General features: G+C 53.0%; 22 protein-coding genes. 18 read left to right on the forward strand and 4 right to left on the reverse strand.

Annotated features, from left to right (window positions below):
- The first annotated feature begins 18 nt into the window (after window positions 1-18).
- From sapA to FY046_RS13245, 14 genes are all read left to right on the forward strand, one after another.
- The gene (sapA, locus tag FY046_RS13180) at window positions 19-1,647 is read left to right on the forward strand and encodes an ABC transporter substrate-binding protein SapA (protein WP_133845040.1); all 1,629 of its coding nucleotides are present in this window, start codon (window positions 19-21) and stop codon (window positions 1,645-1,647) included.
- Window positions 1,644-2,609 (forward strand): putrescine export ABC transporter permease SapB, encoded by a 966-nt coding sequence (gene sapB / locus FY046_RS13185; RefSeq protein ID WP_159337165.1) that lies wholly within the window; start codon window positions 1,644-1,646, stop codon window positions 2,607-2,609. Before sapA ends, sapB begins: the two co-directional genes overlap by 4 nt.
- A gap of 257 nt (window positions 2,610-2,866) precedes the next feature.
- A complete protein-coding gene (locus FY046_RS13190) occupies window positions 2,867-3,391 on the forward strand; it encodes a type IV secretion protein Rhs (RefSeq protein WP_446186145.1) in 525 nt (174 codons plus the stop codon).
- Window positions 3,388-3,846 (forward strand): putative T6SS immunity periplasmic lipoprotein, encoded by a 459-nt coding sequence (locus FY046_RS13195; protein WP_212814296.1) that lies wholly within the window; start codon window positions 3,388-3,390, stop codon window positions 3,844-3,846. Before FY046_RS13190 ends, FY046_RS13195 begins: the two co-directional genes overlap by 4 nt.
- Before the next feature lie 124 nt (window positions 3,847-3,970).
- Entirely contained in the window at window positions 3,971-4,507 is a 537-nt protein-coding gene (locus FY046_RS13200) for a type IV secretion protein Rhs (protein ID WP_446186146.1), read from the forward strand.
- A complete protein-coding gene (locus tag FY046_RS13205; protein ID WP_133845050.1) occupies window positions 4,504-4,947 on the forward strand; it encodes a putative T6SS immunity periplasmic lipoprotein in 444 nt (147 codons plus the stop codon). Before FY046_RS13200 ends, FY046_RS13205 begins: the two co-directional genes overlap by 4 nt.
- Window positions 4,948-5,071: 124 nt before the next feature.
- Window positions 5,072-5,605, forward strand: coding sequence for a type IV secretion protein Rhs (locus tag FY046_RS13210; protein WP_159337168.1), 534 nt, complete (start codon window positions 5,072-5,074; stop codon window positions 5,603-5,605).
- Window positions 5,605-6,048, forward strand: a complete 444-nt coding sequence (locus tag FY046_RS13215; protein ID WP_159337169.1) for a putative T6SS immunity periplasmic lipoprotein — start codon at window positions 5,605-5,607, stop codon at window positions 6,046-6,048. Before FY046_RS13210 ends, FY046_RS13215 begins: the two co-directional genes overlap by 1 nt.
- 124 nt (window positions 6,049-6,172) lie before the next feature.
- Window positions 6,173-6,424 carry a hypothetical protein gene (locus tag FY046_RS13220; RefSeq protein WP_446186147.1) on the forward strand — a complete coding sequence of 84 codons (252 nt, stop codon included), beginning with the start codon at window positions 6,173-6,175 and terminating at the stop codon, window positions 6,422-6,424.
- Entirely contained in the window at window positions 6,424-6,864 is a 441-nt protein-coding gene (locus FY046_RS13225; protein ID WP_421504552.1) for a putative T6SS immunity periplasmic lipoprotein, read from the forward strand. The genes FY046_RS13220 and FY046_RS13225 overlap by 1 nt, the downstream gene beginning before the upstream one ends.
- A 420-nt stretch (window positions 6,865-7,284) precedes the next feature.
- Window positions 7,285-8,175, forward strand: coding sequence for a putrescine export ABC transporter permease SapC (gene sapC, locus FY046_RS13230; RefSeq protein WP_133845060.1), 891 nt, complete (start codon window positions 7,285-7,287; stop codon window positions 8,173-8,175).
- The gene (gene sapD / locus FY046_RS13235; protein ID WP_133845062.1) at window positions 8,175-9,167 is read left to right on the forward strand and encodes a putrescine export ABC transporter ATP-binding protein SapD; all 993 of its coding nucleotides are present in this window, start codon (window positions 8,175-8,177) and stop codon (window positions 9,165-9,167) included. Before sapC ends, sapD begins: the two co-directional genes overlap by 1 nt.
- The gene (gene sapF, locus FY046_RS13240; RefSeq protein WP_133845064.1) at window positions 9,167-9,973 is read left to right on the forward strand and encodes a putrescine export ABC transporter ATP-binding protein SapF; all 807 of its coding nucleotides are present in this window, start codon (window positions 9,167-9,169) and stop codon (window positions 9,971-9,973) included. The genes sapD and sapF overlap by 1 nt, the downstream gene beginning before the upstream one ends.
- Before the next feature lie 234 nt (window positions 9,974-10,207).
- Window positions 10,208-11,356, forward strand: coding sequence for a CMD domain-containing protein (locus FY046_RS13245; RefSeq protein WP_159337170.1), 1,149 nt, complete (start codon window positions 10,208-10,210; stop codon window positions 11,354-11,356).
- A 2-nt stretch (window positions 11,357-11,358) separates the two neighbouring features.
- Here FY046_RS13245 and FY046_RS13250 read toward each other — a convergent pair whose 3' ends face one another.
- From FY046_RS13250 to FY046_RS13260, 3 genes are all read right to left on the reverse strand, one after another.
- A complete protein-coding gene (locus FY046_RS13250) occupies window positions 11,359-12,255 on the reverse strand; it encodes a LysR family transcriptional regulator (protein ID WP_446186148.1) in 897 nt (298 codons plus the stop codon).
- Between the two features lie 12 nt (window positions 12,256-12,267).
- The gene (locus tag FY046_RS13255) at window positions 12,268-12,990 is read right to left on the reverse strand and encodes a YnfC family lipoprotein (RefSeq protein WP_212814290.1); all 723 of its coding nucleotides are present in this window, start codon (window positions 12,988-12,990) and stop codon (window positions 12,268-12,270) included.
- A 184-nt stretch (window positions 12,991-13,174) separates the two neighbouring features.
- The gene (locus FY046_RS13260; protein ID WP_212816082.1) at window positions 13,175-14,764 is read right to left on the reverse strand and encodes a PTS transporter subunit EIIC; all 1,590 of its coding nucleotides are present in this window, start codon (window positions 14,762-14,764) and stop codon (window positions 13,175-13,177) included.
- 240 nt (window positions 14,765-15,004) lie between these two features.
- Between FY046_RS13260 and FY046_RS13265 the strand changes: the two genes are divergently transcribed.
- The 4 genes from FY046_RS13265 (at window position 15,005) to pdeR (ending at window position 23,871) form a co-directional block, all read left to right on the forward strand.
- A complete protein-coding gene (locus tag FY046_RS13265) occupies window positions 15,005-17,311 on the forward strand; it encodes an FdhF/YdeP family oxidoreductase (protein WP_446186149.1) in 2,307 nt (768 codons plus the stop codon).
- A 123-nt stretch (window positions 17,312-17,434) separates the two neighbouring features.
- Window positions 17,435-19,378: an exoribonuclease II gene (locus FY046_RS13270; protein ID WP_133845077.1), complete on the forward strand. Its 1,944-nt coding sequence runs from the start codon at window positions 17,435-17,437 to the stop codon at window positions 19,376-19,378.
- 181 nt (window positions 19,379-19,559) lie between these two features.
- The gene (locus tag FY046_RS13275; RefSeq protein ID WP_171148561.1) at window positions 19,560-21,626 is read left to right on the forward strand and encodes a carbon starvation CstA family protein; all 2,067 of its coding nucleotides are present in this window, start codon (window positions 19,560-19,562) and stop codon (window positions 21,624-21,626) included.
- 253 nt (window positions 21,627-21,879) lie between these two features.
- Window positions 21,880-23,871 carry a cyclic di-GMP phosphodiesterase gene (pdeR, locus tag FY046_RS13280; RefSeq protein WP_133845081.1) on the forward strand — a complete coding sequence of 664 codons (1,992 nt, stop codon included), beginning with the start codon at window positions 21,880-21,882 and terminating at the stop codon, window positions 23,869-23,871.
- 10 nt (window positions 23,872-23,881) lie between these two features.
- On the opposite strand, the gene FY046_RS13285 is transcribed toward pdeR, so the two are convergent.
- Window positions 23,882-24,751 carry a crotonase/enoyl-CoA hydratase family protein gene (locus FY046_RS13285; RefSeq protein WP_133845083.1) on the reverse strand — a complete coding sequence of 290 codons (870 nt, stop codon included), beginning with the start codon at window positions 24,749-24,751 and terminating at the stop codon, window positions 23,882-23,884.
- Window positions 24,752-24,957: the final 206 nt, after the last annotated feature.

The raw sequence follows: 24,957 nt of genomic DNA on the forward strand, positions 1-24,957 counted from the left end.
TGAATTTTCAGAAGAGTTATGCGCAAATTATTCTCGATTTTGCTTCTCAGCCTTAGCGCGCTGAGTACCCCTGTATGGTCATCCACGCCTGGTGATATTCGCCAGAGTGGCTTCGTGTATTGCGTCAATGGCGTAATGAATACGTTTAATCCGCAGATGGCCAGTAGTGGGCTGGTGGTGGATACCCTCGCCGCCCAGCTTTACGATCGCCTGCTCGATGTTGATCCTTACACCTATCGGCTGATGCCGGAGCTGGCTGAAAGCTGGGAAGTGCTGGACGACGGCGCGACCTACCGTTTCCATCTGCGCCAAAAAGTGCCCTTCCAGCATACTGCATGGTTCACGCCAACCCGTACCATGAACGCTGATGATGTGGTGTTCAGCTTTGAGCGGGTGTTTAATCGCCAGCATCCGTGGCATAACGTCAACGGCGGCAGCTATCCCTATTTTGACAGCCTCCAGTTCTCTGACGCCGTGCAGAGCGTGAAAAAGATCGATAAAAACACCGTCGAAATCCGTCTTAACAGCCCGGACGCCTCATTCCTCTGGCATCTCGCAACACACTACGCGCCAGTTCTGTCGGCCGAGTACGCAGACCAGCTCACCAAAGTGGACCGTCAGGAGCAGCTGGACCGTGAACCGGTCGGCACCGGACCCTTTATGTTGAACGATTATCACGCCGGGCAGTATGTACGCCTGCAACGTAACGACGCCTACTGGAAGGGCAAACCGCGCATGTCACAGGTGGTGATTGATATGAGTGCGGGCGGTACCGGGCGGTTGTCCAAACTGCTCACCGGCGAATGCGATGTGCTGGCCTACCCTGCCGCCAGCCAGCTTTCTATCCTGCGCGATGATCCACGCCTCCGACTGACGCTGCGGCCGGGAATGAATATTGCCTATCTGGCATTCAATACGCGCAAAGCCCCGCTCGATCGCCCAGAGGTACGCCAGGCACTGGCGCTGGCGATCAATAACGAACGTTTGATGGAGTCGATTTATTACGGTACCGCAGAAACCGCTGCTTCGATTCTGCCGCGTGCTTCCTGGGCTTATGATACCGATGCGCGCGTGACCCCCTACGATCCTCAAAAGTCCCGCGATCAGCTTAAGGCACTGGGCATTGACGATCTCCACCTCAATCTGTGGGTACCCTCGGCATCCCAGTCATGGAATCCCAGCCCGATGAAGACTGCCGAGTTGATTCAGGCAGATCTCGCCCAGGTTGGCGTTCGCGTGACCATCGTGCAGGTTGAAGGCCGTTTCCAGGAAGCCAGACTTATGGAGATGAACCACGACCTGACGCTGACCGGCTGGGCAACGGACAGTAATGACCCGGACAGTTTCTTCCGTCCGTTGCTGAGCTGTGCGGCAATTGCTTCCCAGACTAACTATGCGCACTGGTGCCACTCTGGCTTTGATGAATTGCTGCACAAGGCGCTGCTGTCGCAGCAACTGGCAAACCGCATCGATTATTATGACCGCGCCCAGGCGATGTTGTCTCAGGAGCTGCCGGTTCTGCCGCTGGCCTACTCTCTGCGTTTGCAGGCCTATCGCTACGATATTAAAGGGCTGGTACTCAGTCCGTTTGGCAATGCCTCATTTGCCGGTGTTTACCGCGATGGCGGCGAGGAGAAGTCACCGTGATTATCTATACGCTGCGCCGTCTGGTGCTATTTGCCGTAACGCTGTTTATGTTGACGCTGCTCGGCTTCAGCCTGAGCTACTTTACGCCACACGCGCCGTTGCAGGGTGCGTCTTTACTGGATGCCTGGCTGTTCTGGTTTAAAGGGATTTTGCAGCTCGATTTTGGCGTTTCCAGCATTAACGGCCAGTCGATCAATCTGCAACTGCGCGAGGTTTTCCCTGCCACGCTGGAACTCTGCTTTATGGCATTTAGCGTGGCGCTGATGGTGGGGATACCGCTGGGGATTGCCGCAGGCGTGATGCGTAACAAGTGGCAGGACAAAGCGATCAGCGCCGTGGCGCTGCTCGGATTTTCATTACCTGTATTCTGGCTTGCACTGCTGTTAACGCTGTTTTTCTCACTGAATCTCGGTTGGTTCCCGGTGTCCGGTCGTTTTGATCTGCTCTATCCGGTAAAGCATGTTAGCGGATTCGCCCTGATCGACGCCTGGATTACCGATTCACCGTGGCGCCATGAAATGATTATCAGCGCACTGAAACATATGGTGTTGCCAGTGACGGCGCTGGCCGTTGCCCCCACTACGGAGGTGATCCGTCTGCTGCGTCTCAGCACCCGTGAAGTGATGGAGCAGAATTACGTGAAAGCAGCGGCCACGCGTGGGTTGTCACTGTTTACCATTATTCGCCGCCACGTCCTGCATAACGCCCTGCCACCGGTGATCCCTCGCCTTGGCCTGCAATTTTCAACCATGCTGACGCTGGCGATGATCACCGAAGTGGTATTCAGCTGGCCTGGACTGGGACGCTGGCTGATTAATGCCATTCGCCAACAGGACTATGCCGCTATTTCCGCAGGCGTGATGGTAGTGGGCAGCCTGGTGATTGCCGTTAACGTGCTTTCCGATATTTTAGGCGCCATGACCAATCCGCTGAAGCATAAAGAGTGGTATGCGCTGCGTTAATAACAATAGTGCTTATGCGGTGTTCAACTCATTAACCTGAGCACCGCAATATTAAACTCGTTTGACTGCCGCTATGTAAATATCCCGCTACGTCTTAAAGCTGGCGGGATATACCCCTTTCGAGTTACCCCTTCTTTTTTCCGGCCATTGAAGGCCAACGTGACACACCAGGCAAATTACACCTCACAACCTGTTTAGTACAAAGTGTATTTGCTATGCTTGCCAGGAATGGATCACGGATGAACCAAGGATTAAAGATGTTTGATAAGGATACTAAGGATGGCAGTCTGCGCCTGATAACGCCGGGCGAGATTAAAATGGCGCGAGAGATTTTTCGTGACACGATTAATTACCCTAAAGTGTGGATACATAAAGGCAGTTATCTGCCTTTTGGTTTGCAACTTAAAAGAGCATCAATGTCACCCAATGGAGAGATGTACCTTCGAGAGTATTACAGTTCTGATTATTCAAAGGCTCACTTTTTGTATCAGCACACCTTCATGCATGAACTGTCGCACGTATGGCAGTATCAGCACGGTATGAATGTTAAATTAAGGGGGCTGATAAGCTGGGCCGTGCCTTATACATATTCTTTAGACAGCTGGCCACTGAGTACCTATCGTATGGAACAGCAGGCATCAATCATTGCAGATTACTATCTCCTTACACAATTCAACGGGCATACTAACTGGAGAATGAATAGATTATGTACTAACTGTGATGACTTATCTTTTGAGGAGTTAATGCAGCAGTATAAATATACGTTAAGGGCATTCCCATGAATCCGTTAATGACAATAAAAAAATCACTATTTACCACCCTATTTTTCCCTTTACTTACTGGGTGTGGGTTATTAGGGGAACAGCTACCTCAATATGAGGTCGGCGAGGCACTCAGAGTGAATAATGGGTTATGCTTCCAGATTAAAAATGCTGAGAATTATTATGTCGACTACCTCGCAATCAGAGATAGAGATGCACCCGAGATGTCTGGTTTCAACAGGCAGCTACCCGCCTTAACCATTTCTAAAAATAATTTTTGCATCCCAAGGGATTACTATCAATTCCCAGCATACGGTGAGATAAACGTTGTCATTGTTCTAATGTCACCCACGAAAACAATGATGATACGTCGCTATATTGTGTCTGAATTCAGAATGGTCGATGGTGAGCCGCAGCCTTTCACTCCCCGTGAATACTCAGTGCCTACTGCTGACTATATGCGCGAGAAAGAGTAGAAAACCAGGCCCTGTTTCGGGGCCACTTTCACCTTAAGGATCACGCTCTATATGTTATGAAGATGCAAGAAATGAATTTGCTATATTGACAAGGTAATTACCATGGATGAAACAAGGAACGGTTATGTTTGATAAGGGAACTAAGGATGGCAGTCTGCGCCTGATGACACCGGGTGAGCTTAAGATGGCGCGAGAGATTTTTCGTGACACGATTAATTACGCGAAGGTGTGGATACATAAAGGCAGTTACCTACCTTTTGGCTTGCAGAGTATGGGAACATCGATGTCACCCAATGGAGAGATGTATTTTAGAGATGACTACAGATCCGATTTCTCAAAGGCTCATATGAGGCAACAGCACACCTTTATTCATGAACTGTCGCACTTCTGGCAACACCAACACGGTATGAATGTGAAAGTCAGAGGCCTCGCAAGTTGGCTGGTTGATTATCACTATGCATTAAGTAGTTGGCCACTTAGCACCTATCGTATGGAACAACAGGCGGCGATCATTGCTGATTATTATATTTTAGCGAAATTCGATGACCGTGCTGACTGGGCATCGAACGGTTTCTGCTCGAATTGTAAAGAATTATCTGATGAAGAGTTAGTTCTTCAGTATAAATACACCCTGAGATCCTTTCCGGGGAATCTACGATGAAGATAAAAGTATTTCTGTTTCCCCTATTGATCTCCTCACTACTGACTGGCTGTTGGCTGCTGGGAGATTACACCCCTTTAGATGAAATTGGGCAGGTGTCCAGGACAAATAGCGGATTCTGCTTCCAGATTAAAAGACCTGGCGACTACTACGTTCATTATCTCTCAATCAGAGATCGGAATGCACCGGAGAGGTCTGGATTCAATAGAGAACTGCCTGCCTTGAGCATTGCTAAAAATCAGGTTTGTATTCCACAGGCCTATTATCACTTCCCCAATTCAGGGGAGATAAACGTTGAATTTGCACTACGTTCACCGACAAAGAAGATGAAGCGTCGCTGGATTGCATCTGAATTCAGAATGGTTGATGGTGAGCCGCAGCCTTTCACTCCACGAGAATACTCAGTACCTACTGCTGACTATATGCGCGAGAAAGAGTAGAAAACCGGGCCCTGTTTCGGGGCCATTTTTACCTTAAGGATCACACTCGTTGTGTTATGAAGATGCATGAAATGAATTTGCTATATTGACAAGATAATTACCATGGATGAAACAAGGGGCGGTTATGTTTGATAAGGGAACCAGGGATGGCAGTCTTCGCCTGATGACACCGGGTGAGCTTAAGATGGCGCGAGAGATTTTTCGTGACACGATTGATTATCCTAAGGTATGGATACATAAAGGTAGTTATCTGCCTTTTGGTTTACAGAGTATGGGAACATCGATGTCACCCAATGGAGAGATGTATTTTAGGGAATACTACAGTCCTGATTTTTCAAAGGCCATGCGAATCAATCAACATATTTTCATCCATGAATTGTCTCATGTCTGGCAATATCAGAAGGGTATGAAGGTCAAGTTAAGAGGCCTGATCAGCTGGGCAGTCTCCTATAAATATGCTTTAGACAGTTGGCCACTAACTACTTACCGTATGGAACAACAGGCATCGATCATTGCGGATTATTATCTTCTTACGCAATTCAATGGGCATAACTACTGGCAGAGGAATAATTCATGCGCTAATTGTGAATATTTATCCTACAATGACTTACTAAGTCGGTATGAATATACACTGAGATCCTTTCCATGGAGTTTATAATGAAGACAAGTAAAATGTCGATTATTGCTCTGTTTTCTTCATTTTTGACAGGATGTGGAATGCTGGGTTATTACGTCTCTCCATATGAAATTGCACAGGTTTCCAAAAACAATACCGGGTTATGTTTCCAAATAACAAAACCCGGAGATTATTATGTGCATTACCTTTCAATAAGAGATCGGAATGCACCGGAAATGTCTGGATTTAACAGGCTGTTACCAGCATTAAAAATCACGAGTAATCAGATGTGCATCCCTGAGGCTTACTACAAATTCCCTGAAAATGGTGAGATCAATGTCGACATTGCTTTACATTCCCCAACGAAAGTAATGAAGCGCCGAAATATAGTCTCTGAATTCAGAATGGTAAATGGTGAGCCGCAGCCTTTCACTCCCCGTGAATACTCAGTACCTACTGCTGACTATATGCGCGAGAAAGAGTAGAAAACCTGGCCCTGTTTCGGGGCCATTTTCCCCTTAAGGATCACACTCGTTGTGTTATGAAGATGCAAGAAATGAATTTGCTATATTGACAAGATAATTACCATGGATGAAACAAGGAGCGGTTATGTTTGATAAGGGAACCAGGGGTTTGAGCTGGCTGGTATCCTATAAGTATGCCTTAGACAGCTGGCCACTGAGTACCTATCGTATGGAACAACAGGCATCGATCATTCCTGATTATTATCTTCTGAGGCAACCCGGCGGGCGCAGTGATTGGGAATCGAACAATACATGTAAAAATTGTGATGAATTATCCGATAAAGAGCTATTACGCCAATATCAATATACGCTGAGATCATTCCCATGGAGCATATAATGATGATAATTAAAATGCTACGTCCCATCCTGTTATCTTCGTTGCTTGTTAGTTGCGGATTGTTTGGAGAATACTTCCCTCAGTATGAAATAGTACCCGTTTCTAAAAACTTTGCTGGATACTGTTTCCAAATAAAAAACGCTAGTGACTATTATGCACACTATATTTCAATAAGAGATCGCAATGCTACGGAGAGATCGGGTTTTAACAGAAAGCTTCCTGCATTGAAAATTGAAAACGACCAATTGTGTATCCCTCAGACTTACTATCATTTCCCAAAAAAAGGTGAAGTGAATGTTGATATTGCCTTGCGCTCACCGACAAAGGTGATGCAGCGCCGGTTTATTATGTCGGAGTTTAAAATTGTCAATGGTGTGCCCTCCCCCTTCAATCCTCGTGACTATTCAGTCCCTATCCCTGATGCAGAGGATTATCAATAATGACAATCTGGCCTCGGGTTTGGGGCCATTTTCATCTTAACCATCACAATGGATGTGTTATGAAGATAATCAAAATTTTGATGACTGCTCGATTGTGCAAACTATCGGCACGCGGCGACTAAAACGGCTACCGTTCGACCGAAACAGATACCGATAAGACCCGAGAAGCATTCGTGCCGTGAGGAGGATAAATTGCTGCCGGAGTTCCCTTGCTTGCGACAGTGATATCGAAGGATAATCGCCTATGCTGATCGTTACAGGCTGTGCTTTTCAGCGAGCACAGTGAAAATTGTCACGTCGCCTGAGATAAAAAAACTGACATGACGAGACGATCAAGGGATGATGCAGACTAAGGTTATGATATGAATCAAAAAACCATAGCAGACGACAACACACCCAGAAGAATTGAAGTGAAAACTCATGCCCACCGATAATATTTACGCTGAGAAGCGACCGCCCAGCCCCCTTCGTCATACCTGGGGGCTGTTTTACCGTGACACCACGGCGATGATCGGCTTCTATGCGTTTATCGCCGTGCTGCTGCTGTGCATTTTCGGCGGCCTGATCGCCCCCTACGGGCTTGATCAGCAATTTCTCGGCTATCAGTTGCTGCCGCCGTCCTGGTCGCATTACGGCGATGTCTCCTTCTTCCTCGGCACCGACGACCTGGGCCGCGACCTGTTAAGCCGCCTGCTGAGCGGTGCTGCTCCCACCGTTGGCTCGGCGATTGTCGTCACCCTGGTGGCTTCCGTCTGCGCCATGGTGCTCGGTGTGCTGGCCGGTCTGACCCACGGGTTGCGCTCTGCGGCGCTTAATCATGTGCTCGATACACTCCTGTCGATCCCCTCTCTGCTGCTGGCGATAATCGTCGTCGCGTTTCTCGGGCCGCGGCTGGAACATGCCATGCTGGCGGTGTACCTCGCCATCCTGCCGCGTCTGGTGCGCGCTATTTACAGTGCGGTGCATGACGAACTGGAAAAAGAGTATGTGGTGGCATCGCGCCTTGATGGGGCCAGCAGTCTGGATATTCTGTGGTACGCCATTCTGCCCAATATTCTGGCGTTGCTGGTGACGGAGTTTACCCGCGCCCTGTCGATGGCCATTCTCGATATTGCCGCTCTCGGCTTCCTCGATCTTGGCGCACAGTTGCCGTCTCCAGAATGGGGCGCCATGCTGGGCGATTCGCTGGAACTGATTTATGTTGCGCCCTGGACCGTGATGTTACCCGGTGCAGCCATTATGTTGAGCGTATTGATCGTTAACCTGCTGGGTGACGGTGTACGCCGTGCCATCGATGCGGGAGTTGAATAATGCCGCTACTCGATATTCGTAACCTGACCATTGAATTTATGACGGCCGATGGCCCGGTCAAAGCCGTGGATCGGGTAAGTATTACGCTGACGGAAGGCGAGGTTCGCGGCCTTGTGGGTGAGTCAGGTTCGGGGAAGAGTCTGATTGCCAAAGCGATTTGTGGCGTCACTAACGACAACTGGCGCGTCACCGCCGACCGTATGCGCTTTAATGATATCGATCTGCTGCACCTCTCGCCGCGTGAACGGCGTAAGATCGTCGGCCATAATGTGTCGATGATTTTTCAGGAGCCGCAGTCGTGCCTTGACCCATCTGAGAGTATCGGCACCCAGTTAAAACAGGCGATCCCCGGCTGGACATGGAAAGGCCGCTGGTATCAGCGCTTCGGCTGGCGCCACCGCCGTGCCATTGAGCTGCTGCACCGCGTGGGGATCAAAGATCATAAAGACATCATGAGCAGCTTCCCTTACGAGCTGACAGATGGCGAATGCCAGAAAGTGATGATTGCCATTGCGCTGGCCAATCAGCCGCGCCTGTTGATTGCCGATGAACCGACCAACGCCATGGAACCGACCACGCAGGCGCAGATTTTCCGCCTGCTGTCGCGTCTGAACCAGAATAACAACACCACTATTCTGCTGATCAGTCATGACCTGCAAATGCTCAGCCACTGGGCGGATCGGATTAACGTCATGTACTGCGGACAGACCGTTGAAACCGCCGTCAGCGAAGAGTTGATTACAGCGCCGCACCACCCCTACACTCAGGCCCTGATCCGCGCCATGCCGGATTTTGGTCGTTCTCTGCCGCACAAGAGTCGTTTGAATACGCTGCCAGGCACCATTCCTTCGCTGGAACACCTGCCGATTGGTTGCCGCCTTGGCCCACGCTGTCCTTACGCGCAAAAAGACTGTATGGCAACGCCGCGCCTTTCAGGCAGCAAAAGCCATCTTTTTGCCTGCCACTTCCCGCTGAATATGGAGAGTCAGTAATGGTTGATACACTGCTGGAAGTGCGCAATCTGAGTAAAACCTATCGCTACCGCACCGGTCTGTTCAGACGTCAGCACGTCGAGGCGGTCAAAGAGATCAGCTTTACGTTACAGGAACGTCAGACGCTGGCGATAATTGGTGAGAACGGTTCAGGCAAGTCGACACTGGCAAAAATGCTCAGTGGCATGATCGCACCGACGGCCGGAGAGATCGTGATTGACGACCATGCGCTGGAGTACGGTGATTACGGTTACCGCAGCCAGCGCATTCGTATGATTTTCCAGGACCCGTCAACCTCGCTGAACCCGCGTCAGCGCATCAGCCAGATCCTCGATTTTCCACTGCGTTTGAATACTGAGCTGAATTCCGCCGAGCGGGAGAAACGCATTATCGCCACGCTGCGCCAGGTCGGGTTACTGCGCGATCACGCATCCTACTACCCCCATATGCTGGCCCCCGGTCAGAAGCAGCGTATCGGGCTGGCGCGCGCCCTGATCTTACAGCCTAAAGTGATTGTTGCTGATGAGGCGCTGGCGGCGCTGGATATGTCGATGCGGTCTCAGTTGATTAACCTGATGCTGGAACTGCAGGATAAACACGGGATCGCCTATATTTACGTCACTCAGCATCTGGGAATGATGAAACATATCAGCGACAAGGTGCTGGTCATGCACCAGGGTGAAGTTGTCGAACGCGGCAGCACGGCCGATGTGCTGGCCTGCCCGCTGCATGACCTGACGAAGCGTCTTATCTCCAGCCATTTTGGTGAAGCCCTGACGGCTGATGCCTGGCGCAGAGACCGCTAAGTATTATCAACAATCACTCTGTGACCAGGTTGAACGGATGCAGCCAACGCAGCTACGGCTTGAAGTATGACGGGTAAAAAAGGGTATATGCCATTCAGCTATTTGATAGCACAGATCATTATTTCTATCGTGTTGCGCCTTACGCCAGGATAACCATGACATTCAGGCCCGCTGGTCATGGTGCCTTTTCCTGGCGCCCTCCCGGCGAGCCTTTGAACCCGAAAAGGAATGATCATGGAACAGCGCCGCTTTACCGGCAACAACCACTGGTATCATGAAACCCAGACCAGCCTGCCCGCCCAGCGCGCACCGCTGATGCCTGAAGCTGCCACTATTGAAGACCGGTTTTTGCTGGGTCTGGCGCAGCAGGCAGAAGGAGAACTGAACACCTTATTACAGCAGGTGCAACCCGCACTGCTGGCTTCGCGCGATCTCTATCAACTGTTGTTCCCATCGGAACTCACCACCACCCTGAGCCATACGCTGACACTGTACGATCGCCTCAGCAGTGCGCTGACGGTGGCGCAGGTGACCGGGGTGCAACGTCTTTGCAATCACTATGCTGCACGCCTCAATCCGCTTCCGGGGCCAGACTCATCACGTGAGAGCAATCATCGCCTGACACAAATCACCGAATATGCACGCCAGCTTGCCAGCCAGCCAACACTGATTGATGCCCTCTCCGTGCAGCGGCTTGACGATGTCGGCCTGAGCGCGCCGGATATTATCACTCTCGGTCAGATTATCGGTTTTGTGAGTTATCAGGCACGCGTTGTCGCCGGGGTTCATGCCCTGATGGCGCTGCCCGTACGCTGGATGCCCGGCGTGACCATTCCACCGGATGCCGCCAGCGAAAACTTCCTGAATTCCCTCGTCTGGCGCCCTGCGCTGCCGCCGCTGGAGTTACGCTACGCAGCGCCGGAACAGCTGGAAGCGCTCACCTTCTGCCAGCCACTGGCCGAACTTGAAACAGGCGCATGGCTGTTTGCCCATGATGGCAAAGCACTGTATGGCTGGGGCCGTCTGATCAACCAGCTGGAGGCGGCACGCAGCAGCAACGATTCCTCGCTGGCTGCGGCAGTCACTTCACGTATCAACGGCAGCGTGAGCTGTTTTGAACGTTATGCCGCAGGCAGCGAATGGCGGACGGCATTACAGGAGAGCGTGGAACAGGCTGTGAGCGTAGCGGATACCCTGCAACAGGCGGTAATTTCACTGGCAGCACAGCTGACACGTTCACCGGAAAGAGTGAATGCCGCCCATATTCAGCCGCTGAAAGACGCGGGTCTGAACAGTGCGCAGATATTCGATATTATTTTGAGTGTGGCGGCAGCCAGCTGGGGTAACCGGCTGATGCAGGGATTGGGCATTAACGGCGAATAACGCTAGTCCTTTAACCAGCGCCGGACTTCATCAAAGAAATGCTGGGCCAGCGGCGTAGCACGCCCTGGTTCAGCAATGACCACAGCCCCCTGTCGGGACATAGGCGGCATCGCCACCCGGCGGCGTTGCAACCCGCTGGTCATGCCGTCAATCAGATGCCCGACCGGCGAGACCAGACATCCCAATCCGACCTGAACACCCTGTAGCAGTTGAAAGACGGATGTGGTTTCCAGCACCACACGCAGGGTCAGCTGCGCATCACGAAAATGCCCGTCAATATAGCGGCGGAAATAGCGCGTCTGTTCAGCCAGGCAGAGCGGTAGCGCGGCCACTTCTTTCAGTGTCAGCGGCTCATCGCCCTGTAACTGAGGAAAATGCTGCGGATGATAGAGCAGCTCAATACCGTTATCGTCCAGGGTTTCCGCCTGGAAATGCAGCTCACGCAGCGTAGCCAGCTCAAAAAAGCCAATTCCCACATCCACCGTATGACTGTTCAGTGCATCCAGCAGCTGATCGGCGCTCAGCACCGCCACACGATAGTCGAGCTGCGGGTAACGATCGCCGATCGCTTTCAGCATCACCGGCAGCGAAATACTGCACTGCGGCACCACACCAATACGCAGCGTTCCATTAACGCCGTGTTTGAGTGACTCCACCTCCAGCTTGAGCCCCTGATAAACCGAGACAATTTCCCGCGCCCAGGACAGCACGCGTTCCCCTTCCGGTGTAAAACCATCAAAGTTATTGCTGCGGTTAATCAGCGACAGTCCCAGCTCACGTTCCAGGTTTTTCAGGCGCATCGACAGCGTAGGCTGGCTGACAAAGCTGGCCTCGGCGGCGCGACCAAAGTGGCGCTCGCGCTCTAGATTACACAGATAGATGAGCTGTTTGATATCCATAATATCTACGCTTTAGTAAAACGTCGTGGCCAGCTGCGCATGGCGTTCAACCACCTTGTCGCCCGGCGTGGTTTTGAGGGTGAAGCGACAGGTCACGGGCACGCCCTGCTGATAATCGCAACGAGTAGTGGTTTCCCTGGTGCCTTCAGCAGTTTTGCTGATGGTCACGGCATCGGAGGGTTTATCACCGGCATCCGAGGCATATTTCTGCACCCCTTCCGAGATCGGGCGATCGCCGCTAAACGCATGCTGAGCAACCAGACGCCCCAGAGAGTCATACGTCAGTTCAACGCGATAGTCAGACTGTGTAGAAGAAAGCCCGGAAATAAGCCCGCTATCGTTGTAACGAATATCGATGGTGAAGTTGCCGCTGGTTTTGGACTGCACGTTGCATTTGCTATCCAACGTCAGGACAACGGGTTTTCCATTCTCTTCGCCGACCAGCTGGTTTTTTTCCCGACGCACGCTGATATTACCGACGTCGAGGTTGGTGACATCAAAATCCGTGACGCAGCCGTCCTTATCAAAATTAAATACCCCGTCGTAACGTTTCTCGCCGTTGGCATCAAAAATGGTCTGATGGGTGCTTTTTATCTTTCCGGGAATAGACTCAAACTGATAAAGGAAAGACAGGTTTTTGATTTTTAATGAAATGCCTTCATCTTCTTCTTTTTTACAGCCCGCAAGAAGCAGCACCGGCAACAGCAAGGCTATCGTCGTTTTAATCTTGTCCATGCAACGTGGGTCCTTACCCGTCACAATTCTCATTGCAGATGCGTTGGGCGCGCCCCTTTGGGGCCAGCACAAGTGCTGTTCAAAAACGAGTAACGTTTTTGTCCTGCAATGCGAATTATTTAGGGTATATTGAGTTTTATCGGCAACTTAGCGCCTTTATTCAGGCGCTATCATACCGGGCCATTCAGGCCAGACCCAACGCACTTTTCACTTCATTGGCAATTTTTTCTACCTGCGGCCCATAAATCACCTGAACATCGTGGTCGCTGACGCGGTTGATGCCATTGGCACCGGTGCTCATCAAGGTATGATCGACCACCTCATTCATCTTTTTAACCCTCACCCGCAAGCGGGTAAAGCAGCAATCAACATCCTCTATATTGGCCTCACCGCCCAGCCCGCTGATAATAATGCGGGTGCGTTCATCCCCCGTCACCTTAGCGGCCTGAGGTGCCTCTTCTGACTCTCGCCCCGGTGTTTCCACGCGCATCCGCAGAATGACGAAGCGAAAACCGTAATAGTAGATCGGGATATAGATCAGCCCCAGCGCCACGCTCCACCACCAGGCGGTTTTACTGCCCCCCAGAATGCCGAAGACCACCAGATCGATAGCGCCCCCCTGCACATTGCCAATCATCAGATGCAGCAATGACATCAGCATAAAGGAGAGGCCGCTCAGCAAAGCATGAAATAGGTAAAGCACCGGGGAAACAAAGATGAAGCAAAACTCCAGCGGCTCCGTAATTCCGGTGGTAAAGGAGGTCAGCGCCCCGGCCAGCACCAGCGCTTTCACCCGCTGCTTATGCTCGGGACGCGCACAGTGATACATCGCCAGCGCGGCGGCGGGCAGGCCGAACATCATCACCGGAATTTTTCCCTGCGCAAGAAAACGTGTAGCGTCCTGCACCGTGGTATCCGGTACGGAACCCGGGTGCGTCAGCGAGGTATTAAAGATATTCAGCGCGCCGACAATGGTCTGCCCATCGACCGTGGCAATGCCGCCAATCGGCGTAAATCGCACCGTTTCATTGAGGATATGGTGCAACCCGGTGGGGATCAGCAACCGTTCGCTGGTGCCGTAGAGAAACGCACCGTACTGACCACTCTCACCAATCAGTTCGCCGACCCAGGCAATCCCGGCACCGATCGTCGGCCAGATGAGCGCCAGCAAAACGCCGACCAGCGGCAGCACCAGCACGGTGACAATCGGGACAAAGCGTCGCCCGCCAAAAAAGCTGATCGCCGTCGGTAGCTCGGTGGTGTAAAAGCGGTTATGAATCATTACCGTCACCAGCCCGGCAATCACCCCACCCAGCACACTCATGTTGTAAGTGAAGATGCCCAGCATGGGAATAAATTCCGCGGAGGTCATCATCGCCGTAGTTTGATCCATCCCCTGCTGCTGCAAGGCCGCTGCGGTAGTGGTGGCGGCCGTCAGCCCCCGCGCTGCCAGGGTGGCGCTGATGCCGACGTGCATGGCGATAAAACCAATCACCGAGGCAAAGGCAGCCGTGGGTTTTTCTGCTTTCGCCAGGCCAATGGCGCTGGCTACAGCAAAGAACAGCGGCAGGTTAGCAAACAGCGCCCCCGCCACTTTGCGGATAAACCCAATGATCAGCTGCGGTATTTGCAAGCTGGCAAAGGCATCCCCGGTGATCACCGGGTTCTGCAACGCGGCCGCAACGCCTAAGAAAATACCGGCGGCGGCAATCACCGAAATCGGCATCATCAGAGCTTTACCGAAGGCATGGACTTTACTGGCAAACGCTTTCATCCGTCTCTCCCGCTGTCATTATCACGGGCTAAGTATGCGTTGCATGTCGGAGGATGCTGCCTTAATGGGGATATTCAACGGACAATCTTTGACCAACGTCACATTTCCAGTCTTATCGCGATAAACACGACCTATCGCACCATCTCTGCAATCAATTAGACAATTCTTCGCTCGGATCGCAAAATCGCCAAAAAGAAGCAATAATTTTTTAACAACTATTCAACATAAGCCTGCGACATTATGAAATTTAAAGAAGCGATTAAGCCATACCAGGCCGCTGCGGGCGGCTGGGGTTCACTGGAAGCCACCACCCGTTTCGTCTTCGACAGCAAACAAGTGTTAAAAAACATGCGCAATTTGATGCGTATGAATAAGGCAAAGGGCTTCGACTGCCCGGGTTGTGCCTGGGGCGACGACAACAAAAGTACCTTCAGCTTCTGCGAGAACGGCGCCAAAGCCGTGACCTGGGAAGCCACCCGTCGCCATATCGGTGCTGACTTCTTTGCCCAGTACAGTGTTGCCGCCCTTTATCAGCAGAGCGATTACTTCCTCGAATACCAGGGACGTCTGACCGAGCCGCTGCGCTATAACCGCGCCACTGACCACTATGAACCGATTAGCTGGGACGCGGCTTTTGCCCTGATCGCACGCCATATTAAGGCGATGGATCATCCCGACCGTATGGAGCTTTACACCTCCGGCCGCGCCAGTAATGAAGCCTCCTGGTTGTATCAACTGTTCGGCCGCATGAACGGCAGTAACAACTTCCCTGACTGCTCGAACATGTGCCATGAAGCCAGTGGTGTCGGGCTGAAGCGCAGTATTGGCGTGGGGAAAGGCACCATCCGTCTGGACGACTTTGACCATGCAGACGCCATCTTTGTCTTCGGGCAGAACCCGGGTACCAACCATCCGCGCATGCTGCACAGCCTGCGTCACGCGGCCGATCACGGCGCTAAAATCGTCACCTTCAACACGCTGCGCGAACGCGGGCTGGAACGTTTTGCCGATCCGCAAAAACCGCTGGAAGTGGTCACCAGCATGGCAGGTAAAATCAGCTCAACCTATTACCAGCCGAACCTCGGCGGGGATATGGCCGCCGTGCGCGGCATGGTCAAAGTGCTGGCTGAGAACCATCGTGCATTGATCGCGGCGGGTGAGAAAGGCCTGTTCGATGAGATGTTTATCAATGCCAAAACGGAAGGTCTGGAGGCTTATCTTGCCGCCGTGGATGCCACGGAGTGGTCACAGATTGTCAGTCAGTCCGGTCTCAGCGAACAGCAGATCCGTGAAGCGGCAGCGATTTACCAAAGCGCCGAACGTGTGATTTGTACGTGGGCGATGGGCATCACCCAGCACAAACATTCTGTCGATACCGTGCGCGAAATCGTCAACCTGCAACTGTTGTTCGGGCAGTTAGGCAAAAAAGGCGCAGGTCTTTGCCCGGTACGTGGCCACAGTAATGTGCAGGGTAACCGCACGATGGGCATCGATGAAAAGCCGTCTCAGGCGTTTCTCGATAGTCTGGGGCAGCATTTTGACTTCGAGCCACCGCGCAACGTCGGGCACAACACGGTACAGGCGCTGGAAGCGATGCTGCGTGATGAAATCAAGGTGTTGATTGCCCTCGGGGGCAACCTGGCTGCGGCCGCTCCGGACAGCCCGCGTACCGAAGAGGCCCTGAAACGCTGCGGTCTGACGGTGCAGATCAGCACCAAGCTCAACCGCAGCCATCTGTGCCCTGGCGCGATTGATGCACTGATCCTGCCGACGATTGGCCGTACCGAGCAGGATATTCAGGCCAGTGGCCCGCAGTTTATTACCGTCGAAGACTCCTTCAGCATGGTGCATGCGTCAGAAGGTGTGGGTAAACCGATAGCCGATACCCAGCGTTCTGAAACCTGGATCGTGGCTAACATTGCTCATGCAGTACTGGGCAGCGAGAAAGTGGACTGGCTCGCAATGGCGGACGATTACAATATCATTCGTGATCATATTGCGGCAACGCTGCCCGGTTTCAGCGATTTCAATGCCAAATGCGATCTGAAAGGCGGATTCTATTTAGGCAACGCGGCGGCTGAACTGCGTTTTAATACGCTGCATGAAAAAGCTCAGTTCAGCGCGGCCTCCCTGCCGACCTCGCTGTTCCCGGCGCTCGATGTTGAAGTGCCGTTCACGCTGCAAACGCTGCGTTCTCATGACCAGTACAACACCACCATTTACGGGCTGGATGACCGTTATCGTGGCGTTTACGGCCAGCGTGAAGTGCTGTTTATCAACCCGGAAGACATGGACAACATGGGCTACGCCGCCGGAGATAACGTCGATATCGAAACGCTGTGGAATGATGGTATTACCCGTAAAGTCAGCGGGTTTAAGCTGGTGCCCTATGCCATTCCGCGTGGGAATCTGGCCGCCTATTATCCCGAAACCAATCCGCTGGTGCCGCTTTCCAGTTTTGGTGACGGCAGCGGAACGCCCACCTCGAAGTCGGTGCCGGTGAAGATCAGTCTGTCACCTGTTGTGGCCGGAAGACGTATCGCCTGACAGACCCGGGCGGCCGCAAAAATGGCCGCCCACCACCACGTCAGAAAAGGCTTTTTACTTGCCGTGGAGCGGTTAATCGCGTAAAACTGTCTGCCGCTCTTAGGCCACGAAAACGTTGAAATTATGTTCCAGGATAACCCGCTGCTCGCGCAGCTAAAAGAGAAACTCCACTCCCAAACGCCGCGTGTTGAGGGTGTGGTAAAAGGCACGGAAAAAGGTTTCGGCTTCCTGGAAGTCGATGCACAGAAAAGCTACTTTATTCCGCCACCGTTTATGAAAAAAGTCATGCACGGTGACCGCGTTAGCGCAGTGATTCAGACCGATAAAGATCGTGAAGTTGCGGACCCTGAAACGCTGATTGAACCCTTCCTGACCCGTTTTGTTGGCCGTGTTCAGAAGAAAGACGATCGCCTGTCGATTGTGCCTGATCATCCGCTGCTGAGAGACGCCATTCAGTGCCGTCCTGACCGTAATGTGAAGCATGACTTCCAGGCCGGTGACTGGGCAGTGGCTGAGATGCGCCGTCATCCGCTCAAAGGCGATCGCAGTTTCTATGCCGAACTGACCGAATTTATTACCACTGCGGATGACCATCTGGCGCCGTGGTGGGTGACGCTGTCTCGCCATAATCTGGAGCGTGAAGCACCGGATGTGGCAACGCCGGAAGAGATGCTGGACGAGCAACTGGAGCGTGAAGACCTCACTGCCCTGACCTTCGTGACCATCGACAGCGCCAGCACCGAAGATATGGACGATGCGCTGTATGTGGAAGAGGCCGCCGATGGCGCGCTGAAACTGACCATCGCGATCGCCGACCCAACGGCCTATGTGCCCGCGGGGAGCAAACTCGATGCGGTTGCCGCTGAGCGCTCGTTCACTAACTACCTGCCTGGTTTTAACATTCCGATGCTGCCGCGCGAGCTGTCTGATGACATCTGTTCGCTGCGTCCGAATGAGCGACGTCCTGTGCTGGCATGCCGCGTGACTATCGCCGCTGACGGCACACCGGGAGATGACATTCAGTTCTTCGCGGCCTGGATTGAATCTAAATCCAAGCTGGCTTACGACAATGTCTCTGACTGGCTGGAAACTAACGGTACCAGTGAATGGCAGCCGGAAAGCGACGCCATCGCACAACAGATTCGTCTGCTGCACCGTCTGTGCCAGGCACGCAGCGAATGGCGTCAGACACATGCGCTGGTGTTCAAAGACCGCCCTGACTTCCGCTTCCTGTTAGGCGAGAAAGGCGAAGTGCTGGATATCATTGCCGAGCATCGTCGCATTGCTAACCGCATCGTTGAAGAATCGATGATCCTGGCCAACATCTGCGCGGCTGCCGTGCTGCGCGATAAGCTGGGCTTCGGTATCTACAACGTGCACCTTGGTTTCGACGACGTGAATGCCGAGCAGGCTGCCGCCGTTCTGGCGAACCACGGTGTGACGGCAGATCCCGCAGCCATTGCCACGCTGGAAGGTTTCCGCACGCTGCGCCGCGAGCTGGATACACTGCCGACTCAGTTCCTCGACAGCCGTATTCGTCGCTTCCAGTCATTTGCTGAAGTCAGCACCACACCAGGCCCACACTTCGGCCTTGGTCTGGATGCCTACGCAACCTGGACCTCTCCGATCCGTAAGTATGGCGATATGGTGAACCACCGCCTGCTGAAAGCGATCATCAAAGGGGAAGCGGCCAGCCGCCCTGCGGATGACGTCACGGTGAAGATGGGCGAACGCCGCCGTCAGAACCGTATGGCAGAGCGCGATGTCGGAGACTGGTTGTACTCGCGTTTCCTGCAGAAATCGGTCGGTACTGACCAGCGTTTCAGCGCGGAAGTGATCGATGTTTCCCGTGGCGGTATGCGTGTACGTCTTCAGGAAAATGGTGCGGTTGCCTTTATCCCTGCCCCGTTCATCCACGCGGTGCGTGATGAGCTGGTGTGCAGCAACGAGAATGGCACCGTGCAGATCAAAGGCGATGTGGCTTACCGCGTCACCGACCTGATTGACGTGACCATCGCCGAAGTGCGTATGGAAACCCGCAGCGTCGTTGCCCGTCCGGTTGTCTGATTGTCTTCAACGGGATAGCCTGTTGGCTATCCCGTATTTTCCTCTGTTATTGCCCTTCCCCTTCTAAAACGAAAAAATCGCCTGCGCCTCACACTTCTTTACTTACCGCCTGTCATTAACACTTTTTTACATTACGGTTAACTTGTCCCTCTTCTTAATGGATCTGACAAGGAGTTACGTGATGAAGAACGTCAAAGCCGGATTGATCTGGTTACTGGTGGCGTTAGCAGGTGCTGTGGCTTTCGCCATGCTGGCGCTTAACCGGGGCGAACCCGTGAACGCGCTATGGCTGGTGGTGGCCGCCGTCGCCTGTTACAGCATTGCTTATCGCTTTTACAGCCTGTTTATTGCCCGTCGTATTTTCGAACTGGATGACCGTCGCCTGACGCCCGCTGAGCGTCACAATGACGGTCTGGATTATGTTCCCACCAACAAATGGGTGCTGTTCGGCCACCACTTCGCTGCCATTGCCGGGGCTGGCCCACTCGTCGGCCCGGTGCTGGCGGCACAAATGGGCTTTCTGCCCGGCACGCTGTGGATCCTGATTGGGGTGATGCTGGCGGGTGCCGTGCAGGACTTCCTGATCCTGTTTATTTCCACCCGCCGTGATGGCCGTTCACTGGGTGAAATGGCGAAACAGGAACTGGGCGCCTTCGCCGGGGTGATCACCATGCTGGGCGCACTGGGGGTGATGATTATTATTCTCTCGGCGCTGGCGCTGGTGGTGGTCAAGGCGTTGACCAATAGCCCCTGGGGTCTGTTTACGCTGGCGGCCACCTTGCCTATCGCGCTGTTTATGGGCGTGTATATGCGCTTCCTGCGGCCAGGAAAAATCGCTGAAGTGTCGCTGATTGGCTTTGTGCTGATGATGGCCGCGATTATCTACGGCGGGGATATCGCTCTGCATCCATACTGGGGGCCTTTCTTTACGCTAAAAGGCACCACGCTGACTCTGGTACTGGTGATTTACGGGTTTGTTGCCTCTGTGCTTCCCGTCTGGCTGCTGCTGGCACCGCGTGACTATCTGTCCACCTTCCTGAAAATCGGCGTGATTGTCGGTCTGGCCGTTGGCATCGTTTTTGCCATGCCGGAGATGAAAATGCCGGCAGTGACCAAATTCATCGATGGTAGCGGCCCGGTGTTCTCAGGGGGACTGTTCCCGTTCCTGTTTATCACTATCGCCTGTGGGGCAATCTCTGGGTTCCATGCGCTGGTCTCCAGCGGCACCACGCCGAAGCTGGTGGAGCGAGAAAGCCACATCCGCATGATCGGCTACGGCGCCATGCTGATGGAGTCTTTCGTCGCCATCATGGCGTTGATCTGTGCCTCGGTGATCGACCCCGGTGTCTACTTTGCGATGAACGCCCCGGCGGCGCTGATTGGTACCACCGTCGAAAGTGCCAGTCAGGCGATCAACAGCTGGGGGTTTGTTGTTACACCGGAGGTGTTAACCGCCATCGCCCGTGATGTCGGAGAGATGTCAGTGCTGTCGCGCGCAGGTGGCGCACCCACCTTTGCGGTGGGCATGGCGCATATCATTACCGAGGTCTTTAACAGTCGGGCGATGATGGCCTTCTGGTATCACTTTGCCATTCTGTTTGAAGCGCTGTTTATCCTGACCGCCGTCGATGCCGGTACGCGCGCCTGTCGTTTTATGGTGCAGGACCTGGCAGGTACGGTGGTGCCTTCGCTGGCGAATAATCGTTCCTGGGTAGGCAATATTATCGGCACCGCGGTGGCCGTTGCAGGCTGGGGGTTCTTCGTCTATCAGGGCGTCATCGATCCGCTTGGCGGCATTAATACGCTCTGGCCGCTGTTTGGTATCGGTAACCAGATGCTGGCGTCCATGGCGCTGATCCTCGGCACCGTGGTGCTGTTTAAAATGAAGAAGCAACGTTACGCCTGGGTCACGATTGTGCCCACCATCTGGTTATTTATTACCTCAATGACGGCAGGATGGCAGAAGATTTTCCATGAAAAACCCGCCATTGGGTTCCTGGCCCAGGCGAAAAAGTTCAGCAAGGGTATCGACCAGGGGATCGTTATTGCCCCGGCGAAAACCGTGGCGGATATGCAGACTATCGTGATCAGTAACCAGATCAATGCCGGGCTGTGTGCCTTCTTTATGCTGGTGGCCATCACTATGCTGGTGGCGGCATGCTTTGCCATCCGACGCGCATTGCACAGCGATCTACCTACCGTTCGTGAAAGTCCGGTCGTACTGCGCGATGAAAAAGTCAATATCTGATGAGTAAGCGGCTGACAGTAAAGGGTTTTAAACGCAATTATCTTGAAGGATATTTTCCCGACAAAGGGGTCACCTTAGTCAAATTATCCTGCTAATATGCTCCCCCGACCGCCATGTCGGGGGATTTTATGCTGCATATCAATTCTCACCAAAAAAATATATTGTCTTCGTAGCTTGTGATTCTGCTGCTTGCCGAATACTGTTGCTAAAATAAGAAGATACCACCTGCAAAGTAGCACCAAGGGAGATAAAAATGACCGATGAACAAGGGCAGACGCTACTGTATGCATATTTTGGCACCAGCAGCCCTCATTGGCGTTTATCCTCCGACAGCGATGCGCTGCATTTTGCCGAAGACGAAGGGGGCGAAACCAACATTGCCGTCCCGCTCACTCCCCCGCAAGCCAGCCTGTTGCGCAGCATGACGGTGATCACCACCAGCGTGAATCTCACCATCACGTTGTACGGTAATGCACTTTCCATGCATCTGGTCGGCAGGAAAGTCTCCCAGATTGCCTGGGCGGGGACCGCGTCAGCATGGGGAGATACTTCCTCGGTCGCGCGCGATCTGGTGCTGGGTCTGTCATTTGCAGAACAGGTGGTATCTGAAGCCAATTCCGTCATTGTCATCGTCGATCAGCAAGGTCATATCCAGCGCTTTAACCGCCTGAGTGAAGAGTACACCGGCCTCAAAGAACAGGAAGTGATCGGCCGTAATGTGTTTCAGCTGTTTATGTCACGCCAGGAAGCGGCGGCCTCACGGCGTAATATCAGCATGTTTTTCCGTGAAGGCAGCTCCTATGAAGTCGAGCGTTGGATCAAGACGAAGAAAGGTCAGCGTTTGTTCCTGTTCCGCAATAAATTCGTACATAGCGGCAGCGGAAAAAATGAGATCTACCTGATTTGCTCTGGCACGGATATTACCGAAGAGCGCCGAGCCCAGGAGCGTCTGCGCGTGCTGGCCAATACCGATACCATTACCGGGCTGCCGAATCGCAATGCCATCAATCACGAAATCACTGAAGCACTGGAAAAACGTGCTAACCAGCAGATTGGCGTGGTCTACCTTGATCTCGACAATTTCAAAAAAGTGAATGATGCCTACGGGCACATGTTCGGCGACCAGCTGTTACAGGCGGTTTCTCTGGCGATTTTGAGCTGCCTTGATAAAGATCAGACGCTGGCGCGCCTGGGTGGCGATGAGTTTATTGTGCTGGCCGAAGACACCAGCCAGGCCGCATTAGAAGCGATGTCGTCGCGTATTCTTGAGCGCCTGAAGCAGCCGTTCCGTATCGGGCTGATTGAGGTTTACTCCGGATGCTCCGTGGGCATTGCCCTTGCTCCGCAGCATGGCGAAGATCGTGAAAGCCTGATCCGCAATGCTGATACGGCGATGTACACAGCGAAAGAGAACGGACGCGGTAAATTCTGCATTTTCTCAGCGGAAATGAATCAGCGGGTGTTTGAATATCTCTGGCTCGACACCAACCTGCGCAAGGCGCTGGAACATCATCAGCTGGTGCTCCACTATCAGCCGAAAGTGAATGCCGATGGCACGGTCACCAGTGTGGAAGCGCTGGTGCGGTGGATGTCCCCAGAGCGTGGGCTGGTGCCGCCGGACAGTTTTATTGCCTATGCCGAAGAGTCAGGATTGATTATCCCACTCGGTCGCTGGGTGATGCTGAGCGTGCTGGAGCAAATCCTGCGCTGGCGCAAACAGGGCATTGACCTGCGGGTGGCGGTAAATGTGTCGCCGCGTCAGCTGATTGACCAAAGTATCTATACCGACCTGAAACTCGCCCTGGATCAAGCCGGACTGGAGGTCTGCCCGATTGATATTGAGCTGACCGAAAGCTGCCTGATTGAGAATGAGGAGCAGGCGCTGGCATTAATGAAACAGTTTCAGAAACTGGGTGCCGCCGTGCATCTGGATGATTTCGGTACGGGTTACTCGTCGTTGTCACAGCTGGCACGCGTGCCGATTGATGCGATTAAGCTCGACCAGAGCTTTATCCGTGGCGTAAACCAGCAGGTAGTCTCTCAGTCACTGGTCAGGGCGATTGTTGCCGTTGCTAAGGCGCTGAACTTGCAGGTGATCGCGGAAGGGATTGAGACGGAAGAAGAAGCGGAGTTTGTGATGGCAAACGGTGTGGATACCCGTCAGGGGTTCCTGTATGCGAAGCCAATGCCCGCTGAAGAACTCGAGCACTGGCTTACGCGGCATCATGCCATTACGGCTTCCTGAGAACGATAAATTAGCCCGCTTTCAGCAATGACTGCGCACTGTGGCGGTTTTGCAACTGGACTAAACGCTCCATATAGGCGATATCTTTCGGCTCCATAGTAAAGGCAAAATCAACCCAGTCTTCCGTAATATCCATCAGTTCTGCACGCGTCAGCTGAAGCACCCGCTGACGGGCTTTCAGCATCGCTCTGACACCGTTCAGCTTCGGTTGCAGCGTATCAATAAACGTACGCGTGCAGCGATAGCCCTCTCCCGGCTGGAACAGGCGATCCACCAGGCCGCGCGTTTCAAACCATTCTGCAGTATGCGACTCCCCTTCACAGATCAACTCTTCGGCCAGTTTCATGCCGGAACGGCGTGCCACCAGTGAGTAACCGCCCATGCCAGGGAACAGGTTAAAGGCAATTTCCGGGAACCCCATACGGGCGGTATTTTGTGCCAGGATGAAGTGATGCGCCAGCGCGGCTTCAAATCCACCGCCCAGCGCGCTCCCTTCCACCATCGCGATGGTAACAGCACCCGTGTCGAAGCCACGCGCCGCCGCATGAATGCAGTCCACGCAGGCACGGGCATAGGCACGCAGGGCTTCGCGGCGGCCATTTTTAATCGTTTCGACAAAGAAACGCAGATCGCCGCCGGCATTAAACATGGTCGGTACCAGCGAACCCGTGACCCAAAAATCAATCTTCAAACCGGAACGCTGAGCAGCGTAGCTGAGGTTCATGATCTCCTCGATCAGCTGATGATTAAAACTTGGGCGAGGTTGGGCGCGCAGCATCATCCACATGGTGCGACGTTCTTCTTCATAGTAGGCAGAGAGCTGCGTCATTTGTCCAGCTTCGTTGAACAAGCGGCAAGTAGTCTGATTTATAACGGTCATAGCATTATCCTCTGTTTCATTATGCGTTCTTCGCAGCTCCAGCCTAATCCAGAGTGTCATCATGCTAAATGGGTGTTTGATTTTTAAGATAAAATAAAGAAATTCCTCACGCCATATGTGCACGACGAAATGCAATCAGAACCGCTGAATTGACGGGATAACAGGAGAGACTTGCGGCAGGATAAGGATAAAATACTCAAGCGTGG

Source organism: Erwinia sp. 1181_3 (assembly GCF_052824965.1).

Excerpts from the sequence above, each read along its gene's own strand:
- sapA (WP_133845040.1), top strand. The coding sequence starts at position 19 with ATGCGCAAATTATTCTCGATTTTGCTTCTCAGCCTTAGCGCGCTGAGT.
- FY046_RS13190 (WP_446186145.1), top strand. The coding sequence starts at position 2,867 with ATGTTTGATAAGGATACTAAGGATGGCAGTCTGCGCCTGATAACGCCG.
- FY046_RS13195 (WP_212814296.1), top strand. The coding sequence starts at position 3,388 with ATGAATCCGTTAATGACAATAAAAAAATCACTATTTACCACCCTATTT.
- FY046_RS13200 (WP_446186146.1), top strand. The coding sequence starts at position 3,971 with ATGTTTGATAAGGGAACTAAGGATGGCAGTCTGCGCCTGATGACACCG.
- FY046_RS13205 (WP_133845050.1), top strand. The coding sequence starts at position 4,504 with ATGAAGATAAAAGTATTTCTGTTTCCCCTATTGATCTCCTCACTACTG.
- FY046_RS13210 (WP_159337168.1), top strand. The coding sequence starts at position 5,072 with ATGTTTGATAAGGGAACCAGGGATGGCAGTCTTCGCCTGATGACACCG.
- FY046_RS13215 (WP_159337169.1), top strand. The coding sequence starts at position 5,605 with ATGAAGACAAGTAAAATGTCGATTATTGCTCTGTTTTCTTCATTTTTG.
- FY046_RS13220 (WP_446186147.1), top strand. The coding sequence starts at position 6,173 with ATGTTTGATAAGGGAACCAGGGGTTTGAGCTGGCTGGTATCCTATAAG.
- FY046_RS13225 (WP_421504552.1), top strand. The coding sequence starts at position 6,424 with ATGATGATAATTAAAATGCTACGTCCCATCCTGTTATCTTCGTTGCTT.
- sapC (WP_133845060.1), top strand. The coding sequence starts at position 7,285 with ATGCCCACCGATAATATTTACGCTGAGAAGCGACCGCCCAGCCCCCTT.
- sapD (WP_133845062.1), top strand. The coding sequence starts at position 8,175 with ATGCCGCTACTCGATATTCGTAACCTGACCATTGAATTTATGACGGCC.
- sapF (WP_133845064.1), top strand. The coding sequence starts at position 9,167 with ATGGTTGATACACTGCTGGAAGTGCGCAATCTGAGTAAAACCTATCGC.
- FY046_RS13245 (WP_159337170.1), top strand. The coding sequence starts at position 10,208 with ATGGAACAGCGCCGCTTTACCGGCAACAACCACTGGTATCATGAAACC.
- FY046_RS13250 (WP_446186148.1), bottom strand. The coding sequence starts at position 12,255 with ATGGATATCAAACAGCTCATCTATCTGTGTAATCTAGAGCGCGAGCGC.
- FY046_RS13255 (WP_212814290.1), bottom strand. The coding sequence starts at position 12,990 with ATGGACAAGATTAAAACGACGATAGCCTTGCTGTTGCCGGTGCTGCTT.
- FY046_RS13260 (WP_212816082.1), bottom strand. The coding sequence starts at position 14,764 with ATGAAAGCGTTTGCCAGTAAAGTCCATGCCTTCGGTAAAGCTCTGATG.
- FY046_RS13265 (WP_446186149.1), top strand. The coding sequence starts at position 15,005 with ATGAAATTTAAAGAAGCGATTAAGCCATACCAGGCCGCTGCGGGCGGC.
- FY046_RS13270 (WP_133845077.1), top strand. The coding sequence starts at position 17,435 with ATGTTCCAGGATAACCCGCTGCTCGCGCAGCTAAAAGAGAAACTCCAC.
- FY046_RS13275 (WP_171148561.1), top strand. The coding sequence starts at position 19,560 with ATGAAGAACGTCAAAGCCGGATTGATCTGGTTACTGGTGGCGTTAGCA.
- pdeR (WP_133845081.1), top strand. The coding sequence starts at position 21,880 with ATGACCGATGAACAAGGGCAGACGCTACTGTATGCATATTTTGGCACC.
- FY046_RS13285 (WP_133845083.1), bottom strand. The coding sequence starts at position 24,751 with ATGACCGTTATAAATCAGACTACTTGCCGCTTGTTCAACGAAGCTGGA.